This window comes from Larkinella ripae (assembly GCF_054780775.1).
Map to the genome: position 1 here is coordinate 253507 of NZ_BAAGVR010000017.1, position 19655 is coordinate 273161.

The following is a 19655-nucleotide window of genomic DNA, read 5'->3' on the forward strand; positions in this document are numbered from 1 at the left end:
GTTCCTCAGGACTTTACTTCGACGGCCTTTCCTGCCGCAGCCATCTTTACGTTGCCCGCTTCAAACGTTAAATCGATGCGGCCCAGGTAAATCCCGGCAAAACCGACCTGGTTGATCAGCACCGGCAAACCCTCCTGATTCAGCACGTTGACGGGCGCTTCCAGAAAGGTATGCGTGTGCCCGCCGATGATCAGGTCGATGTTCCGGGTTCTGGAAGCCAGCACGCGGTCGGAAACGGTCGTGTCGCTGTATTGATAACCCAGGTGCGACAGGCAAATTACGTAATCACATTTCTTGTCTTTCCGTAAAGTAGCCGCCACCGCGTTGGCCGTTTCAATGGGCTCTACATACACCATTTCCCGGTATAACTCTTTCGGAATCAATCCTTCCGGCTGGATGCCGAGTCCAAAAACGCCAATTTTCAAACCGTCTTTTTTGAAAATCCGGTACGGTTCCGTCCGGCCGTTCATGGCGGTATTTTTGAAATCGTAGTTGGCAATCAGAAACGGAAAAGTGGCTTTCCCGAACTGCGTCACCATGTTGTCCATGCCGCCATCGAAATCGTGGTTACCGATGGTGCTGGCGTCGTAGCGCATCCGGTTCATGGCCTGCACTTCGGGTTCGCCCTTGAACACGTTAAAATAGGGCGTTCCCTGAAACAAATCGCCCGCGTCGAACAACAGCACGTTTGGTTGCTCCTGCCGGATCTGCTCGATCAGGGTGGCCCGGCGCACAATGCCCCCGCGCCCCGCATTCCGGCTGCCGTCCATCGGAAACGGCTCCAGGCGGCTGTGAACGTCGTTGGTGTGCAGAATGGTGAGGCTGGTCGCGGTCGGTTTGGCCCAGACTTCCGGCGCCAGACTGCCCACCACGGCGGCCGTCCCGAATGCTTTCAGAAACTCGCGTCTATTGGATTGCAATGCGTCCATCGGTCGTTGGGTTTATGGGTTGGCCGGTTTTGCCGAGTTGCCGGAAATAGTCAATGAAAACATCCCGGATCGTGACGGGAAAATCCTTGCGGGCTACGGCATCTTTCAGAAAAGCCGTGCCCCCGCCCCGGCTGGCGATGTAGTCGCTCACCAGAATCGTGTAGGTCTGGTTGGGATCAAACGTTTTGCCGTTCGTGAACGTAATGGACGTCAGCAGGTTGTTCTTGATCGTGACCCGCACGCCCCCGACGATCAGCGCATTTTCCTCGGCCTGATTGCCGATGAAAAACTCGAAAAATTCCCGCAGCATCGCGCCTTTCAACGTCAGCAGCGTCAGCTGGTTGTCAAACGGCATCACCTCGTAAATGTTCTCAATCCGGATCGGTCCCTGGGGCAAGTTGGTGCGAATGCCGCCGTAGTTCAGGTGGGAACAGTCTACGGGCTGCCCCAGCTTTTGCTGGCCGTATTGAAGCAGGGCGTCGGCCAGCATGTTGTTCAGGGCCGACTCCGGTTTGGCTTTGTTGAGCGGCCCCGCCGACTGCACCAGCACTTCGTTCATCGTCTGGCCGAGTTGCTGCTTGTAGGGTTGCAGAAACCGGGTCATGGCGCTGTCGGCTCCGGCCGACAGCGAATCCACCAGCAGGCGTTTGTACGACTGATCGGTCAGGTGATACCCGGTTTTCTGACAGGCGGCTGTCAGCAGCGCCAGAACCGGGATAAAAAATAGTTTCGTGAAACGCATGGCAACGGGTTATTGCTGGGATTTAAGGCTGTTGGGATCGAGGTGTTTGGCGCCAAAGTATTGCAGTTCGTACCCAAAATTCAGCCAGCCGCTCGACCGCCGGATGAGTGTGGTTTGCCATTCGCGGGTGGTGAACAGCGTATGCCACGGGCCGAAGGCAAAGCGGTATTTCAGGGGCATGTTAAAACCGTAAGCGCCCGCAATCCAGCGGTGTTGCACCTCAATAAAGTCGCCTTTCTCGGTCACTTTGTATTCGAGAACGGGCGGAGCGGCATAATTCAGAAACTGATCAAAAACCGGCCGCAGATCAATGTTGGTTTCCTGACACAGAATGTCGATGATCTGCTTGGTGGTCACAATCGAATGTTTGCGTTGCAGCGCCACCTGCCGAAGCGCCATAAACCAGACGTTGTCGTCGTCCACGATGCAGCGCAGGGAGTGCAGCAACCACGACCCTTTGTAGTAAATATCCGTGTCCTTGTGCTGGTAATTGACGCCCTTCGGCCCCATCATCGGATACTTGTTTTTAATGAGCGGTTTTTGCGTCATCAGGTATTTGATCATCGACGGGTAGCCGTCCGTATTTTCCACATAGATGGATTCCATGTAGGTGGCAAAAGCTTCGTGAATCCACATTTCGGCCGGATCGGAGCAGCTCAGGCTGTTGCCAAAATATTCGTGTGCGCTTTCGTGGATCAGAATCGGATCGAAGCCAAACGCATTGTTCTGGTATTTGTTGCCGTAGCCGATCGCGCTCTGGTGTTCCATGCCCAGATACGGCGTTTCGACCAGGTTGTAGCCGTCGCGCCAGAACGGAAAATGGCCGAAATACCACTCGTAACAATCCAGCATTCCGATCACCTGCTCGAAGTGCTTGACGGCTTTATCGCTGTTGTAACGCAGCACGTAATAATTCAGATCGAGGTACTTGTAATCCCGGCTGCGGTACTGATCCCGCACCGCTACGAAATCGCCCAGGTTAAACGTAACGTTGTAACTGTTAATGGAATACGAAACTTCCCAGGTAAATTCGGTCTGGTTGTCATCCACCTCCTGCTGGCGCAGCAGACGCCCGTTCGAGATTGCTTTCAGGCCCCGGGGCACGCGAAACGTCATCCGCATCGAATCCGGTTCGTCGGACAAATGATCCTTGCAGGGCCACCACGAACTGGCGCCCAGTCCTTCGCAGGAGACGCCCACCCAATCTTTGCCGGTGCTGTCCTTGCTCCACGAAAAACCGCCATCCCAGGGCGGGTTCACCGCTTCGCGGGGTTTGCCGTGGTAGGTTATTTTCAGTTCTTTGACATCGCCCTTTTCCTGCGGATCTTTCATGGTTACAAAAACCGCATTGCCTTCCCGCGTGTAGCGCAACGCTTCGCCATCCTGCCGGATCGACTCGATGGTCAGGTTCTCGAACAGGTCAATCTGCATGCGTTTGAAGGGATTCCGCACCCGGTAGAGGATCGTGTTGCTCCCCGCAATGGATTTAGTCGCCGGATTGACGGTCAGGTTCAGATTATAAAAACCGACATTGTAACAAATTCGCTCGGGGCGCAACGAGCCGCGCAACGAGTCTTGTCGGGTAAATGGTTCGGGTTCAGAGGGTTGCTGCGTTTGTTGCGCAAAAAGAGGAGTAAAACTAAAAAAGGCCAACACGGCCACCAGCCATTTTCTCATGAATGCATGCTTCAAAATCTCCTACAATAATAAGAAATTATAGCCCGACCACCAGCATCCGGCGCAAGACCGGGCGTGATTGATGGCGGTTTTTAACCGATCTTGGATTCTACGAAAGCAGGCTGTATTTTTAAGTATATGAATAAGCCCACGATTGCCGAATTGCAAACCTCCAGTCAGTACCGACTCACCGAATCGTTTACCATCGCCGGGATGCAGCAGTTTATTTTACGTGAACTGGGCCTTGCGCCACCCGCCGAAAAAAAACCGGCGCAACTTAGCGTTAAACGCCTGATTTTCTTTGTGCTGCTGGGCGTAATCGGCGGCTATGTCGGGATGTTGCTGGCCAAAAATGCCCTGACGATTCCGTGGTGGCAGTTGGGCGCAGCCATCGGCGGTCTGTTTGTGCTGATGCCCATTCACGAAGCGATCCACGCGCTGGTTTTCAAGGCGTTGCGCGCCCCTAAGGTCGGCTTCGGCTATTCCGTTCAAAGTCTGATGATTTACGCCTACGCCCAGCGGTTTGTGGTCACGCTGAACGAAAATGCGCTGGTTGCGGTGATGCCGTTTCTGGTCATCACCACGGGTCTGGTGGTGGCCTGGCTGATCTGGCCCCCGCTCGATCTGGTGTGGGGCACGATGCTGCTCTTTCACACGCTGCTGTGCGTCGGGGATTACGTGCTGGTGCAGTATGCGATCAAAAACCGCCACCGAACGATGTTTACCTTCGATGACCTGGACGAGCAGAAATCGTATTTTTACGAACGTACCCCCGAGCTTTAACCCGGGCCTTCCGGATGCGGTTTTGAGGATGCCTGAAGCCCGGGCACGCACCGCCGACCGGCCGGTTTGATGCAACCACCTTTCGCAGAGTTCGGTTAAGCGTATCGTGATTTTAGCGCGTCGCCCGGGCTAGATCGTCTGCGAAGACAGGCACGTTCGGGGCCGGGAAGCCCGAGGGTGGTCGGCGTCCTGAAAACCGCGTTGTCACGGTGGCCGGACCGAAACCGCCGGTTGGTAATCGCCGGGCTTAGTTCAGGTGCCGCGTGATCGTCGAGCGGTTGTATGCCCCGAAACAGCCCAAACCGCCCTGAATATTGGTCGGCATCAGCACCGGTTCGGCAAACGGATTGTTCTGCGACTGCCGTTGCTGCTGGCGCGCCCGGTGGTAGCGGTAATAGTTTTCGTCGGTCTGCAAAACCGATACCCGAATGGTCAGCGGTCGGGCAAACGGGTGGCTTCCGGAATAGGTCTTCTGAGCGATGCTGTCATACCCCGAATAATCGAAATACAAGGGCACTTCGCCCCGCGCCGATACCAGCAACTGGCCGTCCTGATTCTGGTCAGAAATGTACTGATCCTGCCGGCCGAAACCAATAACGCCCCGCATCACCACTTTGGGTTGGGTCGTATCCAGGTAAGCCTCCGGAAACCGGGGCAGCCAGTTCAGGCACTCGCCATAGCCGCTAATGCGGTAGTAATTGGTCTGACCCGCCGGGTCCTGCCAGAGCAGCCGAACGTTGTATTGCCAGGCGGGGTCGCTGCCCGGCCCCGCGTACGACCGGGTCGAATCAAGCGCCAGTTCAGAAACCGGCACGTTGCCCGGAATGGTGCAGGAGCTGGTCACGGTTTCAAAACCGGGCGCATCGACTTGCAGCGTATACGTGCTGGCCACCAGAACCGGAAACAGGCGGGTGCGGGCCGTGTAGACCCGGTTTTGCGGATCGTAGGTCAGCCTGACGGTTCGGCCTTCGCTGGCCAGAATCACCGTCGCGTCGCGCACCGTATTGACCGAATCGCTCACGAAATCGCCCAAAACCGTCTGTGAACTCGATACCGAAATAGACAAAACCGTGTCCTGCGGGGACAAATAGCCGTTGACCACCAGTTTGCGGTCGATGGGCGGCAGGTTTGACGGGTCAATTTCCGTGACTAGATTCTGACAAGCCATCGTGACCAGCAGCACCAGCGCAACCAAAGACGACAATCGAAAAAGCATAGTCCGTTAGAATTTAAAACCGTACGTCACCGACGGCACAATCGGAAAAACCGAGTAGCGCTGAAAAACCGTCTTCGTCGGCTGGTTGGTTTGCTCGTTGGTCTGCGTTGTGAGTTGGTAGAAAAACGGATTCCGGCGGTTGTAGAGGTTGTATACGCTCACCTCCCAAGTACGCTCGTGGTGCCGCTTTTTCTTGTGAAACTGGATGCCGAGGTCCATCCGGTGATAGGCTTCGGCCCGGAAGCTGTTCTTCTCGCTGTAATCGTTGACCGCCCGCCCGTAGCTGAAAAAGGGGTTGATAAACGAATTGTCGTTGTTGATCACCGGATTCGGCTGGTGGGTGGCGGCCTGGTATTTCGCCAGCGGAACCGTCAGCGCGTTGCCCGTGCCGTAGACCCAGGTGCCCGACAGCGTGATTCTGGGGCTGATTTCGTAAATTCCGACCACCGAAATGTCATGCCGCCGGTCGTAACGCGGAAAAAACTTCCGGCCGAAATTCAGCTCCGGAAACTGCCACTGCGTCCACGACAGCGTGTAGCCGGTCCAGCCCGTTAACCGTCCGAGCTTTTTCTGCAACAGAAACTCCGCGCCGTACGACCAGCCTTTGCCCGCCGTCACGTTGTCTTCCCAGCGCACCTGGTTGGCCGATTCGGGGTTGTTGATCAGCAAAAAGCTGGCTCCTTCGCGGTAGTTGATGATGCTGTTCATCGTTTTGTAATACCCTTCGATGGTCATGCTCAGGCCTTTTCCGGCACCTTTGTCGGCAAAATCCTTGGCGATGCCCACGGCAACCTGCTGCGACTGTTGCGGTTTGACCTGATCGGTGGTGGGCACCCACAAATCCGTCGGCAAACCGATGCCGGTGTTCGACAGCAAATGCACGTACTGGTTCATCAGCGCGTACGACGCCTTGACCGACAGCGACGGCTTCAGAATGTAAGCCGCCGAAAGGCGCGGTTCGGGCCGGAAATAATTCGTCTGCTTCTGCACAAAATGACTCAGCCGAAGCCCGCCGTTGATGCGCCAGTGAGGGGTAGGCCGCCAGTTGTCTTCGGCGTATAAACCGGATTCGAGCACGTCAATGGCGTCGATTTTGGTCGTAAATTGATTGATCAGCGTGTTCTGCAACACCACGGCGCTGGGCGTAAACCGGTGCGCAATGGTCTGAATACCAAACCGGACCGAATGCTTTGGCGACGGATAAAAATCCACGTCGTACTTCAGCGACCAATCCCGGATGCCGGAGCTGTAGCGCAGCGAAAAAAAGTCGGATGAAACCGCATCCGTTTCGTCGGAGGCAATCTGAAATTTATAATTGCTGAAAATCAGCGAGAGGTTGGAAAAAAGCCGTTGCGAAAACAGGTGATTCCACCGCAGCGTTGCGGTGGTGTTGCCCCAGTCGAGGTTGATTTTGGTTCCGCTTTCTTTATCATCAGCGTAAAACCGGTCCTGCCCGAAATAGCCGCTCAGGTACAGCTTGTTGGCGGGACCCCAATCGTAGTTGGCCTTGGCGTTCAGGTCGTAAAAATAATACCCCGCCACCGTCTGCCCCTCGGTCTGCTGCTTGATGATGGGCCGGGCCACCACATCCAGGTACGTCCGACGCGCCGACACCAGAAACGACGACGAACCCGACCCCGACTTCTTTTTGGTCAGTGGCCCCTCCAGCGTCAGCCGAGAGGCTATCAGACCCACCCCCCCCTCCCCGTGGAGCTTCTCTTTGTTGCCTTCCTTCAGGTTCATCTCGATCACCGACGACAGCCGGCCCCCAAACCGGGCCGGAAAACCGCCCTTGATCAGCTCCACACTCTTGAGCGCATCGCCGTTGAAGACCGAAAAGAAGCCGAACAGATGGTTGGCGTTGTAGACGACGGCATCGTCCAGAATGATCAGGTTCTGGTCGGGCCCGCCCCCGCGCACGTAGATGCCGGTGCTGCCTTCGGAGCCTTTCTGCACGCCGGGCATGAGCTGGAGCACTTTCAGCACGTCTTTCTCCCCCAGAAAAGCCGGTATTTTCTTGATCTGCACAACCGGAATAGCAATGGTGCTCATCTGCGGACTTTCGCTTACTTTTTCCTCCGTCCGGTTGGTGCTGATGGTCACTTCCGAAAGGAGCTGGCCGGGCGTGAGCAGAATGGAAAGCTCCCGGTTTTTCCGAAACGGCACGGTTTGTTGGACGGCCTGGTAGCCCACGAAGGAGAAGGCAATCGTCAGGCTATCCTGGGCCGGCAGCGTCAGCGAGTAAAAGCCGTAGGTGTTGGTGGTGGTGCCGGTGGTGGTGCCGGGCCGGTAGACATTGACGCCGATCAGGGCTTCCTGACTACCGCTTTCCCGCACATAACCGCTGATCGTGGCAAGGGCTCGGGCGGTAGGCGATTGAGCCGCTGCCCTGGCTCCACCCAGCAGAAATACAAAATAAAACAGGAAGAAATGCTTCATTCAGGCATTCAATAAGCTTATTATTTGTTATTACGACAGAAGGCGTTCAAAAAGTATAACCCGGCAAAACTTAACAGTTTAAGAGATGCTGAGTTATCATTGCAACAACCTGATTAACACACGACGACCATGCTGAATTTTGATAAACTTTCGCTCAATATTCCCGATACAACCAAACCGCGGGTGGTCATTATTGGCGGTGGATTCGGGGGGCTCAATCTGGTTAAAAAACTAAGTGGCAAAGATTTCCAGATTGTGATGTTCGACAAACAGAACTACCACGGTTTCTGGCCGCTGCTGTATCAGGTTGCCACCGCCGGGCTCGAACCCGACGCCATTGCCGAACCGCTGCGAAAAATGTTCGACGAAGACTACGAGGACTTTCATTTCCGGCTGGTGCGGGTGCTGGGCGTCGATCCGGCGACGAAAACCGTCAAGACGATGATCGGCGAACTGCCTTACGATTACCTGGTGATTGCCACCGGCACAAAAGCTAATTTTTTTGGCAACGAACAGGTGCAGAAATATTCGTTTTCGCTTAAAACCATTCCCGAGGCTCTGAATCTGCGCAGCCAGTTGCTCCAGTCGTTCGAGCAGGCCAGCATCACGACGGACCCCGAAAACCGGGAAGGGCTGCTGAATTTTGTCATTGTGGGGGCCGGGCCGACGGGCGTCGAAATGGCCGGATCGCTGGCCGAAATGCGGAAGCACGTGTTGCCGGGCGATTATCCGGGGCTGGATTTCAGCAAGATGAAGATTTACCTGGTCGAAGGACTGGACCGGGTGTTGCCGCCGATGTCGCCGGAAGCCAGCGCCAAAACGCAGAAATACCTGGAAGAACTGGGCGTTATCATCAAGTTAAAAACGCTGGTCGATACGTACGACGGTGAAGTGGTGACGCTCAAAACCGGGGAGCAGATCCGTTCGCAGACCGTTGTCTGGGCCGCTGGCGTAACCGGTGCGCTCATCGACGGCCTGCCGAAAGAACTCATCGCGCGCGGTGGCCGGATTACGGTCAATGAATTCAACCAGATTCAGGGCTATACCGATATTTTTGCCATTGGCGACATTGCGTTCATGAAAACCGAGAAATGGCCGAACGGGCATCCGGGCGTGGCGCAACCGGCCATTCAGCAGGGCCAGCATCTGGCGAAAAACCTGCGCCGGCTGATCAAAAACGAGGCCATGACCAAGTTTGATTACTTCGACAAGGGCTCGCTGGCGATCATTGGCCGGGTCCGCGCCGTGGCCGACTTGCCGGGAAACCTGCACCTGGGCGGTTTTATCGCCTGGATGGCCTGGCTGTTCGTCCATATTTATTACCTGATCGGCTTCCGGAGTAAACTCGTGGTGCTGAGCAACTGGATCTACCGCCTGTTCACCTACGAACGCGGCACCCGGCTCATCATCCGGCCGTTTGTCCGGAAAGACGACAAAGAAGCGCAGGAGTTTGTAATGAAGAATGAAATGTCGTAGTATGGCCCGGCTTACGTCGTGTAATCCGACGGGGCCGTCCGGAGGGTTCAGACATCCTGGTTAATCCTTTAATCTGTGTAATCCGAGTTCAGATAATTCCGATGAGATTTTTGCTGACTGTTTTCTTCCTGCTCGAAACGGTTCTGGTTTCGGCCCAGACGACCCTGAATCCCGACACGGTGAAGGCCGGGCCGTTCGATATGGGCAAAATGTGGACGTTCGACACCCCGCCCCAGGACTATTTTCAGAAAACCTACGGATTTACGCCCGACCAGAAGTGGTTCGATGAAGTGCGACTGGCGTCCTTGCGGTTTGCCGACTATTGTTCGGCTTCCTTTGTGTCGGCCAACGGACTGGTGATGACCAACCACCACTGCGCGCGCGAATCCGGAACGGGCGTACAGCGGAAAGGGGAAGACCTGAACAGCAGCGGTTTTTTCGCCAAAACGTTTACCGAAGAGCGCAAGGTACCGAATCTGTACGTCGATCAGTTGCTGAAAATCGAGGACATCACGACGCGCGTACAGGCCACGATGGCGGGCGGCAAATCGGAAACCGAACAACTCCAGCTCCGCGAACGCGAATTTGCGACCATCAAGCAGGAATACGGCAGTCAGGCCGAGTGGAAGGGGCTGGAACTGCAAACCATCACGTTCTACAACGGCGGTCGGTATGCACTCTACGGGTTCAAGCGGTATGACGACGTGCGGCTGGTGCTAATGCCCGAATTGCAACTCGGTTTTTTCGGCGGAGATCCCGACAACTTCACCTACCCGCGTTACGCGCTGGATTTCTCGTTTTTTCGGGTTTACGACAACGGAAAACCGCTGAAGACGACCCACTTTTTTAAGTTCAATCCGGACGGCATCAAGGAAAACGAGCCGGTTTTTGTCACCGGAAATCCCGGTAGCACCGAGCGCCTGAAAACCGTGGCCGAACTCGAATTCGACCGGGATCTGAAAATACCGTACATTCTGCAACTGCTCCGCAACCGGGCCGACGCGCTGACGGTCTACAATGCGAAAGCAAAGAACGACAGCATTCAGAACGAAATCTTCAGCCTTGAAAATAGCCTGAAAGCCTATGGTGGTCAGCTGGACGGCCTGCGCGATTCCTATCTGCTGGCCCGGAAAGGCGCTTTTGAGCAGCAGTTCAAAGCCGACGCCCAACGGCTGGAAGGCGGGCGCGGGCAGTCGAAGCTGAGCACCGGTTCCGGAAAAAGTAACGAAGCGGCCAATGGAGCGACGGCCGGAGCCCCCGGGTCGCGGTTTGATGTCAACCTGAAAGTATGGGACAACATCGCCACCAACGTCAACGACCTGCGGAAGTCTTTTAACGATAATACGTATCTGTCGCCGAGTGAGTTAGCCCGGGGTGATTTGCTGGTTTTTGCCCATTTGCTGATTACCTACGCCGACGTGGCCCGCCAGAATCCCGCCCGCGCCGAACAACTGAAAGGCTTGCTGGAAACCCCTACCCTGACCGATCGCGCGCTGGAAGAAGCATATCTGGCGGCTCATTTGGGCGAAGCGCGGGCGGCTTTGGGCAACGATGATCCGTACATCAAAGCGGCTTTGAACGGCAAGGCCCCCAAAGAAGCGGCCGCGTATTTGCTGAACAACACGAAACTGAACGATCAGGGCTTCATCAACGATCTGATTACCAAAGGTCCGGCGGCCATCAGTGGCGACAACGACCCACTGCTGGCGCTGGCCCGGATTTCGGTGCCGCGTTACCAGCAGGCGTCGGCGGCTGTGAAAGCCCTGAGCGGCAAACAGACGGTTTTACGGAGCAATCTGGGACGGTTGCTGTATGAAGTATACGGCACCGGTATTCCGCCGGATGCGACGTTTTCCCTGCGCATCAACGACGGCGTCGTGAAGGGTTTTCCCTACAACGGTACCGTTGCGCCCTACCAGACGACCTTCGCCGGGCTGTACGACCGCTATTATTCGTTCAATGGTAAATTTCCGTGGTCGCTGCCGAAACGCTGGCTGAACCCACCCGCGGCCTTGCTGCGGCAGCCGATGTGTTTTGTTTCCACGAACGACATCATCGGCGGTAATTCGGGCAGTCCGCTGATCAACAAAAACCGGGAAGCCGTCGGGCTGGCGTTCGATGGCAACCTGGAAAGTTTGCCGGGCAGTTTCATTTTTGTTCCCGACAAAAACCGCACGGTTTCGGTAAATACCGGTGCCATCGTTGCCTCGATGCGGTACATCTACAAGGCCGAGCGGCTGGTGAACGAACTGGTGGGCAAATGAAACGGATCGTCCACAAACACCCGCTGGCGCTGCGCTGGTTTCACTGGATCAACTTCCCGATTCTGTTCGTGATGATCTGGAGCGGTCTGCTCATTTACTGGGCGTATCAGCCTTACAAAATTCAGATCGGCGATGCGGTTTTCTTTAAATTTTTTCCGGACTGGTTCATTCAGGCGCTGAGCCTGCGTCGTCGGCTGGCCGAGGGGATGTCGTGGCATTTTGTGTTCATGTGGCTGTTCATACTCAACGGAATCGTATACGTTTTATATACCCTGATTTCGGGCGAATGGCGGTTTTTGCTGCCCAACCGGCGCTCCTTTCGGGAAGCCTGGCAGGTAACGCTGCACGATCTGGGCATTCGAAAAATCGCCCCTCCGCAACTGAAATACAACGGGGCGCAACGCATCGCCTACACGGCCATTCTGCTGATGGGATTCGGGTCTTTGGTAACGGGGCTGGCCATTTACAAACCGACGCAGTTTGCCTGGGTGACAACGCTTTCCGGTGGGTACGAAACCGCCCGGCTGGTGCATTTTGTCCTGACGATCGGCTACGTCCTGTTCTTCGTGATTCACGTTTTGCAGGTCATTCGGGCGGGCTGGAACAACTTTCAGGCAATGGTGACCGGTTTTGAGATTGAGAAAAGTAAAGCAGAAACTTCTGGCCTGACGAAGGTGGAGGAATGACTACGACACCTGTCAGGTTTTGAAAACCTGACAGGTCTGGAAAAATTTAGCAATGGCCGAAATCAACGACATCGACGAGACGCTTCCGGAAAAACAACCGAAACGCGAGGAACTGACCACCGATCAACAAATTCGGCGCCGGACGATCCGGGCATTTGCGTGGTTTGGCGTCCTGAGTTTTGTGCCCTATGGCGTCTGGAAATGGATTCGGGAGCAGCCCAAAGAAGCCGGTTTGCCAAAAATATTCCGCGAAGTTTTCAAGACGAACGAGCAAGTCGCCAACCGCTATTTCAGCGACGCGCATCTGGCGCCGACGTTCCCGAAAGAAAGGGCCGCCAAAAACGTGCGGGTGAATGGCCGGGACGGTTTGCGGAGCGCCCTCGACAAAGACGCCTGGCGGTTGAAGGTGGAACGGTCCGGTCAAAAACCGCTGTTGATTTCGCTCGAGGAACTCAAGGCAATGCCCAAGCAGGAGATTATTTTTCAGTTTAAATGCATCGAAGGCTGGAGCCAGATTCAGCACTGGGGCGGGGTTAATTTTGCCGAATTTGTTAAAAACTATCAGTTGGGTCAGAAAACCGGCTCCGGCGACTGGTACCCGTACGTTGGCATGAAAACGCCCGATGGCGGGTATTACGTGGGCATCGATACGCCCAGCGCCCTGCACCCGCAGACGATTCTGGCCTACGAAATGAACGACGAGCCGCTGTCGGATCCGCACGGCGCTCCGCTCCGGCTGATTATTCCGGTCAAGTACGGCGTTAAAAACCTCAAACGCATCGGCAGCATCTGGTTCAGCGACGAACGCCCGCGCGACTTCTGGGCCGAGCGGGGCTATGATTACCACGTCGGATTGTAGGCACCCCGCTGACGGATCAAACCGGCTTTTTGCTATCTTCGGAATCCATTCAGAAACAAACGGGTTCATGAAGAAAATTCTCCGCTACGCCGTTCTTTTCGGGCTGTTGCAACCGCTTGCCCATGCCCAGACGGCCCAACAAAAGATTGTTGTTACCGACCTGACGCGGATCAAACAGGTGGGCGGCATCAAAACGTCACCGGATGGTAAACGGGCCATTTACACGCTGACGACCATTGAACCGGATGCGGACAAAAAAGACGAATACGAGTACAAAACCCACCTTTATGTGTCCGACCTGCAGCCCGGCCCGGCGAAGGCACTGACCAACGGCAGCGAAAGCGCCCGGCAGCCGGACTGGTCGCCCGACGGGAAGTCGGTTGCCTTTGCGCGAACTGTCAAGGGAAAATCGCAAATCTTCGTGATGCCGCTCGACGGGGGCGAAGCCTGGCAATTGACGAAGCTGGGTTACGGCGCTTCCAATCCGCAATGGTCGCCCGATGGCCGGCGGATTTTGTTTACGGCATCGGCTTCGTTGTCCGAAATTCTGAAAGATTCGGTCCTGAATCCGGGCAAAACCGTACCCGCCTGGTCGCTGGAAAAACCGGGTTTCGCCAACAACGATTTTATCAAACCGGACAAAACCGTAAAGGCCAATCCCGACGGATCGCTGGCCGAAATCCGGGCGTATCTGAACAAGGATGTGGACGATAAAAAAGCGAAAGTGATCAATCGGCTGAACTTTCAGGGCGAATCATCCACCGAACCGGAACTGAATTTTACGCACCTGTACAGCGTCGAGGTCAAAGAAAATGCGACGCCCAAACCGCTGACACGCGGTTTTTATTCGTTTCAGGCGCCGGTCTGGATGCGGGATGGGCAGGGGGTTCTGGCCGTGGCGGATCGCGATACGCTCCGGCACCCGGATCGGGAGCAGGATGCCGCGCTGATCTGGCTGGCGGCCGATGGCTCCGGCAAGCGGGCGACGCTCCTGGCCGGTGCGGGCCGTACGTACTCGGCCCCAGCGATTTCGCCCGATGGCCGTCAGTTGGCACTGCTGGTGTCGTCGGCGCAGGGCGTCAACGTGGGGCAGGTGGCCGTCGCGAACCTGAATGGCCCGGCGGTTTCGGATCTACAGGTCGTTTCGTTCGACCGGGCGGCTGGCAATCTGAAATGGGGGGCGGTAGCGGTCGCCGGTTCCAGGAGAAAGAAAAACGCTGATACGTCGGTTTTTGCGGTTTTTTTTACCGCGCCCTCGAACGGCGGTTTTCCGCTGTACCGGCTCGATCCGGCGACGAAGCAGGTGACGCAACTGTCGGATTTTGAGACCGGAATCAGTTCCTTTGACGTGGCGGGTAGCCGGGCGGTTTTTGCCAAAACGGAGGTGGCCAATCCTTCGGAGTTGTATGTGGCCGACCTGGCCGGCGCTACGGCCCGGCAGCCTATCACGGGCAAAGCCGTCAAACTGAGCCGCCACAACGAGTGGGTGGCCGGCAAAACCCTGAGTTTACCGGAGAAACGGACGTACAAAAATTCCAAAGGCCAAACCGTGGAGTACTGGATCATGAAACCGACCGCCATCGCGACCGGCCGCGCAGCGGTTTCGGCCCAGAAATTCCCGTTACTGCTCAACATGCACGGGGGACCAACGGCCATGTGGGGGCCGGGCGAGCCGTCGATGTGGCACGAATTTCAATATTTCTGTTCGCAGGGCTACGGAATTGTGTACGCCAACCCGCGCGGATCAGGTGGGTACGGCATTGATTTTCAGCGCGCCAACGTGAAAGACTGGGGCACCGGACCCACCGAGGACGTGCTGGCGGCCGCCACCGATGCAGCCCGAGAAGCCTGGGTTGATACGAGTCGGCAGGTGATTACGGGCGGATCGTATGCCGGCTACCTGACGGCCTGGATTGTAGCCCACGACAACCGCTTCAAGGCGGCTTTTGCGCAGCGGGGTGTCTACGACCTCACCACGTTCATGGGCGAAGGCAACGCCTGGCGGCTGGTTCCGAATTATTTTGGCGGCTACCCGTGGCAAAAACAGGCCGCGGACGTGCTTGAATCCAACTCGCCGTACACGTTTGTGGAAAACATCAAAACCCCTTTGCTGATCAAACACGGCGAAAACGATTTGCGAACGGGCGTAATCCAGAGCGAAATGATGTACAAGAGCCTGAAAATTCTGGGTCGCCCGGTCGAATACGTTCGGATGCCGGGGGGGACGCACGAGCTGAGCCGGACGGGGAATGTGCGGCAGCGCATCGACCGGATGCTGCGGATCTACGAATTTTTCGAGCGGTATATCGGCGGGACTACCAGCAGACAATAAGAGGGGAGCGCGGCCACCGCGTTTTCATTAAAAAGGCGCAAATGCCGTAGAAATGTCGGGCTAAAACCGGCACACACCCGGTGTCTGCGCGGCTACCTTTGGTCAAAACAACGCAACCATGAGCAAGGGACTATTGGCTGGAAAAATTGGGTCACTGCGCAAAAGCAAAGGGCTTTCGCAGGAAGAACTCGCCGACTATGCATCGATCAACCTGCGAACGCTGCAACGGATCGAAACCGGGCGCACCGAACCGAGGGGGCAAACGCTCCGCTTAATCGCCAAAGCGTTAGACACCCCCGTCGAGGATTTTCTGGATTTTACGAAAGAGGAAGACCGCGGTTTTTTGCAGATGATGAACCTGTCGAGTCTCTCGTTCTGGGTCATTCCGCTCGGCAATATCTTTATTCCGCTGGTGCTCTGGGTCATGAAACGCGACAAGGTGAAAGGAGTCAACGAACTGGGTCGGCGCATCATCAACTTTCAGATTACCTGGACGTTCCTGACGTTTGGTCTGGTTTGCGGCTGGATCGCGGGCGTCTTTCTGAATCCCGAATGGTCCGGTTTTTTCTCGCCGTTTGTCATGATTGCCCTCATCGCCGGACTGTGCGTCCTGAATTCGATCCTCATCCTGTTTGCCACGTTTCAGGTCCGCCGGGGGACAGAAACCGTATATTCCATCGGGTTTCCCATTCTGCGGTAATGGGGCCGAAAACCGGGTTGGTGCAGGAAACACGACCCTCGTTTTTTCACTGAATTAACGCATTGACCCTGACCAGTTTGTATTTCTTTTGGCGCAAATACGTCAGCAGTTCGTTCAGGTGCTCGTAGAGTTTATCGGTGCGGTCGGGATGCGTACCTACGTGCAGCAGCAGAATAAAACCGTTCAAGCCCGCCGGATGCCGTTGCTCGTAGTCGTAAATGGATTGCAGAATGGCGCGACTGCTGCGGTAATTTTTCAGATCGGGCGTGGTGTAATCAGCGTGGCTGAGGGTGCCGGACGTGTAGCTGATCAATTGCAAACCCCTATTCCGGGTCCAGGCCGCAATGGTATCGTTGTACCATTCGTAAGGCGGCAGAAAAAACCGGGCCTCCGTTTTGGCGATACCGTAGCGATTCATTTCCGCGTAGTTCCGGTCCAGGTCGGCGCGAAACTGGCTCGGGCCGACCAGCAGGCTATCCCGGTTCGTCCAGTCGCAATACAGCAGGTGCGCATCGGAATGGGCGCCGAGGTAGTGACCATCTTTTTTCAGGGCCCGAATGAGGGGCTGAAAAACCGGGTTGCGATAAAACCGCCCCGTCAGAAAGAACGACGCCGGAACCCGGTTTTTCCGTAACACGTTCCGGATCCGGTTTCCTCCGTCGGCGTATTCATCCCCCGTAAAAACCAGCGCCACGTTCCGGACCGTGGTATCGCCCCGGATGATGGCGCCCCGGACCGTCGTGTTGGCGCCCGAAATAAATTTTTGCGGATTTGCTGAGGTCCGTGCAACGTCGGAAACCGCAACTGCATCTTTTAGGCAATTATCGACCTTCGGAACGATAAACCAGTCAAGCAGCAACCACCAAACGATCAGCATAGCGGGGCATCATTACTTTCCAAAAAACACCGTGTCATGAATTTGATGAACTCTTGGGCTACCCGGACCCCTATGGCCACTCCGTTGACCACTTACACCGTTGAAATGGAACACACCGGTTTATCCGGCTGGATCAGCTACCGCGAACCGCTGCTGACACTTCGGTTTGCCTACGAACGGATGCTGACGTCGATCTACATTTTTGTGCCGGGCGACGAGCAGTGGCCGGCCTATTGCCGGAGCGCCGGGGCCAAAACCGCCACCCTCCGCCGTGCCGAAATCATCCAGCGCATTGCCGCCGAACTTCGCAACCAGCAGTCACCTTCGATGGTGCAAATTAATGATTTTGGAATTGAAGTGGTGTTTTAATCCCTTTCTGCACTTTACCGCCGTCTCTTTTTCTTTTTGCCCGACGAACGTTTGGCCGGGGCTTTTTTCCGTCCTGACGATTTTTTCCGAACGGTTTTTGATTTTCGCGGAGCCGGTTTCTTTTTCACAACGCTCGCTTTGACCGGCGCAGCAACCGCCGAAACCGCGGTTTCACCTTCTTTTGCCGCCAGCAGATAAATCAGCGAAGCCGTCCCATCCATAGTGGGTTCGTTGGTGCTGTAGTCGCCGTAGTCGTCGTGGTAAACGACCAGATCACTCTGAAAAGCCGCGTATTCGTCCGGGTCTTTGAGCTGAATGCCAATCAGGTTTTTGTAGATCCGGCCATACACCGGTCCATCGACCAAACCGCCGTCGATGGGATACTTGCCGATGTGCGTGAAAGCCGAATGTGGATCCGTTGGTGTGTCGGCCCCGGCGGGCAAACCGTACACAAAACTCGTCCCCCACGGATTGCAGCCAAAGAGCCAGTCGAAGCAGGCCTGCTCGAGCTGGAGATACTGCGTGTCGCCGGTTAATTTGCGGTACCAGTAACACTGGATGGCAAAGGAAGTCGTCAGGTTGTTGCTGCACCAGGTAAACGGGACGCCCCGGTAAAAGGCGTTGCTTTCGGCCTTTTGCCAGACTTTCTCAATCCCGCTGCGGTAAAAGCCAATGATGTGCTGTCGGCGCGAATCGACCAGGCGCTTGGCAATCTCAAAATGGCCGATATTGATAAACGGATACCATTGATAATGCCGGGCGGTGTCCGTGCCCAGCCAGGGGGTCACCGGTTCGATCAGGCCGTAGGCGTAGGCGCTGTTGAGGTAATCGGCGGCTTTGTATCCCTGAACCCGGGCGGCATTGTACATCTCAACGGCGGCCAGTTCCAGATCATCAACGTAATTGTCTTCTTCGTAAAAATACGGTGAGCGGCCCGGCGCGGTCTGACAAACACCCGGCTTCTGCAAACCCAGCGTGTAAGCGGTTTGGGCGCGCTGCCAGAGCTTTTCGGCATAATCGGGGTCTCGCCGACGGAGCACCTGAAAGCCCAGCGCAAACGCGCTGCTGAACTTGCCCGCCGTGGAAGCGACGCCCGTGGTGCGGTTTTTATAGTTGAAAAGCCCCTGCGGTTTTCCGGAAGCAAAATAAACCGGTCGCTCGTACCCCTTGCCATACGCCGAATCGCGTTTGGGAATCCGCATCCCGGTATGATCCCGGTCGTCAGCCAGCTGGTTAAACATCCAGTCGTCTTTCGGGTGCATTTTCAACAGCCAGTCGAGGCCCCAGCGCGCTTCGTCCAGCACATCCGCCTGGCTGTTGGTGCCTTCCAGTCCATTGCTCAGGTGCCGGTCGCCGAATACTTTTGGAAAATCGCGAAAAGCCGCCAGCAGATGGTAGGTCGCGTTGGCCGAGGTGGTAACATACTGGAGGTAATCCGAGGCATCGTGCCAGCCGCCCGAAACGTCGATGTGCGTGCTGTCGGGCATGGGGCCATACATCGTATAGCCGTCGTGGGTGTGGCAGGAGTCTTTCAGGAAGGGATTGTAACCACTGCGTTGCTGGCGTATATAGCGCAGGCAAAAATCCGCCGTTCCATCATATACGTCGTCGGCAATTCGAAATTCCGGCGATTGAATAGCCCCGGTTTTCAGGTAATACCGACCCGGTTTTCGAACGGCCGAAAAGTCAAGCCGGTAGGTTTGGAGGAAAGGACCGTAGGCACCAAAATCTTTCCCGACGGCGTTTTCGTAGACCACATTTTCCGTGGCTGCGTCAATGACCTGAAAAGGTTGGGTCAGTGCATCTTCGGTTTTACCAGCCCAGACGGCTGTTTTTGGGCCTGCGGGCCGATACCCTAAGGAGTTGATACGAATCCAGGCCTGCTCCTCATCGGTGAAAGTAAAGGCGGCAATCCCAATCAATAAACCAAACAGCAAAACTAATTTCCTCATCGATGGGCAATTTACAACTTTTACCGTTCGCCGAAGAAACTCAGGGAAATGAAATACCTATTCCCGGCAATTTTAGAAAAAGCCGGGAATAGGTTCACGGAGGGATATAGTACTGTGCGTTCTGGTTAAATCAATAACGCCGTTCGAGCATCTCGAGAATGCGCAGCCACGGCATACCGCTGCGGATAAACTGATCCAGCGGGATTTCGGAAAGGAGGTTGTAGCGCTCTTCCAAACTTTCTCTTTCTTCAGCAGACTGCTCCTTTTTGGAAGAAGACTGACGATAAATTTCGTCACCCATCATGCTGGATAAGAGGTAATAACGATTGTATTGCATAATATTACTTACTTTTC

At 55.6% G+C, this 19655-nt stretch carries 16 protein-coding genes; 8 read left to right on the top strand and 8 right to left on the bottom strand.

Annotated elements, in window-relative coordinates; all coding sequences use genetic code 11:
* Positions 1–5: 5 nt before the first annotated feature.
* The 3 genes from ACYVHX_RS10365 to ACYVHX_RS10375 are packed head-to-tail and all read right to left on the bottom strand — an operon-like array spanning position 6 to position 3348.
* The gene (locus tag ACYVHX_RS10365) at positions 6–929 is read right to left on the bottom strand and encodes a bifunctional metallophosphatase/5'-nucleotidase (RefSeq protein ID WP_460671553.1); all 924 of its coding nucleotides are present in this window, start codon (positions 927–929) and stop codon (positions 6–8) included.
* Positions 907–1671 (bottom strand): 5'-nucleotidase C-terminal domain-containing protein, encoded by a 765-nt coding sequence (locus ACYVHX_RS10370; RefSeq protein WP_460671554.1) that lies wholly within the window; start codon positions 1669–1671, stop codon positions 907–909. Before ACYVHX_RS10370 ends, ACYVHX_RS10365 begins: the two co-directional genes overlap by 23 nt.
* A gap of 9 nt (positions 1672–1680) precedes the next feature.
* Complete coding sequence (locus tag ACYVHX_RS10375; RefSeq protein WP_460671555.1) at positions 1681–3348, bottom strand: M1 family metallopeptidase; 1668 nt, start codon at positions 3346–3348, stop codon at positions 1681–1683.
* A 138-nt stretch (positions 3349–3486) separates the two neighbouring features.
* Here ACYVHX_RS10375 and ACYVHX_RS10380 point away from each other — a divergent pair, with 138 nt between their 5' ends.
* Positions 3487–4131 carry a DUF3267 domain-containing protein gene (locus ACYVHX_RS10380; RefSeq protein ID WP_460671556.1) on the top strand — a complete coding sequence of 215 codons (645 nt, stop codon included), beginning with the start codon at positions 3487–3489 and terminating at the stop codon, positions 4129–4131.
* A 247-nt stretch (positions 4132–4378) separates the two neighbouring features.
* Here ACYVHX_RS10380 and ACYVHX_RS10385 read toward each other — a convergent pair whose 3' ends face one another.
* Together ACYVHX_RS10385 and ACYVHX_RS10390 are read right to left on the bottom strand one after the other, a co-directional pair.
* A complete protein-coding gene (locus ACYVHX_RS10385; protein WP_460671557.1) occupies positions 4379–5347 on the bottom strand; it encodes a DUF4249 domain-containing protein in 969 nt (322 codons plus the stop codon).
* Between the two features lie 6 nt (positions 5348–5353).
* Positions 5354–7786, bottom strand: a complete 2433-nt coding sequence (locus tag ACYVHX_RS10390; protein WP_460671558.1) for a TonB-dependent receptor — start codon at positions 7784–7786, stop codon at positions 5354–5356.
* 129 nt (positions 7787–7915) lie between these two features.
* Here ACYVHX_RS10390 and ACYVHX_RS10395 point away from each other — a divergent pair, with 129 nt between their 5' ends.
* The 6 genes from ACYVHX_RS10395 to ACYVHX_RS10420 all read left to right on the top strand — a co-directional run bounded on the left by ACYVHX_RS10395 (position 7916) and on the right by ACYVHX_RS10420 (position 16103).
* A complete protein-coding gene (locus ACYVHX_RS10395; RefSeq protein ID WP_460671559.1) occupies positions 7916–9262 on the top strand; it encodes an NAD(P)/FAD-dependent oxidoreductase in 1347 nt (448 codons plus the stop codon).
* A gap of 101 nt (positions 9263–9363) precedes the next feature.
* Positions 9364–11526, top strand: coding sequence for a S46 family peptidase (locus ACYVHX_RS10400; RefSeq protein WP_460671560.1), 2163 nt, complete (start codon positions 9364–9366; stop codon positions 11524–11526).
* Positions 11523–12212 (top strand): cytochrome b/b6 domain-containing protein, encoded by a 690-nt coding sequence (locus tag ACYVHX_RS10405; protein ID WP_460671561.1) that lies wholly within the window; start codon positions 11523–11525, stop codon positions 12210–12212. Before ACYVHX_RS10400 ends, ACYVHX_RS10405 begins: the two co-directional genes overlap by 4 nt.
* A gap of 52 nt (positions 12213–12264) precedes the next feature.
* Positions 12265–13071: a molybdopterin-dependent oxidoreductase gene (locus tag ACYVHX_RS10410; protein ID WP_460671562.1), complete on the top strand. Its 807-nt coding sequence runs from the start codon at positions 12265–12267 to the stop codon at positions 13069–13071.
* Between the two features lie 67 nt (positions 13072–13138).
* Positions 13139–15403: a S9 family peptidase gene (locus ACYVHX_RS10415; RefSeq protein WP_460671563.1), complete on the top strand. Its 2265-nt coding sequence runs from the start codon at positions 13139–13141 to the stop codon at positions 15401–15403.
* Between the two features lie 118 nt (positions 15404–15521).
* Entirely contained in the window at positions 15522–16103 is a 582-nt protein-coding gene (locus ACYVHX_RS10420; RefSeq protein ID WP_460671564.1) for a DUF4870 domain-containing protein, read from the top strand.
* A 46-nt stretch (positions 16104–16149) separates the two neighbouring features.
* Here ACYVHX_RS10420 and ACYVHX_RS10425 read toward each other — a convergent pair whose 3' ends face one another.
* Positions 16150–16980 carry a polysaccharide deacetylase family protein gene (locus ACYVHX_RS10425; RefSeq protein WP_460671565.1) on the bottom strand — a complete coding sequence of 277 codons (831 nt, stop codon included), beginning with the start codon at positions 16978–16980 and terminating at the stop codon, positions 16150–16152.
* A 72-nt stretch (positions 16981–17052) separates the two neighbouring features.
* Between ACYVHX_RS10425 and ACYVHX_RS10430 the strand changes: the two genes are divergently transcribed.
* On the top strand, positions 17053–17349 hold the full coding sequence (locus ACYVHX_RS10430) for a hypothetical protein (RefSeq protein WP_460671566.1): 297 nt from the start codon (positions 17053–17055) through the stop codon (positions 17347–17349).
* A gap of 14 nt (positions 17350–17363) precedes the next feature.
* Here the strand turns inward: ACYVHX_RS10430 and ACYVHX_RS10435 are convergent, their stop codons facing one another.
* Both ACYVHX_RS10435 and ACYVHX_RS10440 read right to left on the bottom strand, forming a co-directional pair.
* The gene (locus ACYVHX_RS10435; RefSeq protein ID WP_460671567.1) at positions 17364–19301 is read right to left on the bottom strand and encodes a glycoside hydrolase family 9 protein; all 1938 of its coding nucleotides are present in this window, start codon (positions 19299–19301) and stop codon (positions 17364–17366) included.
* Positions 19302–19431: 130 nt separating this feature from the next.
* A complete protein-coding gene (locus tag ACYVHX_RS10440) occupies positions 19432–19638 on the bottom strand; it encodes a hypothetical protein (RefSeq protein WP_460671568.1) in 207 nt (68 codons plus the stop codon).
* Positions 19639–19655 lie beyond the last annotated feature (17 nt).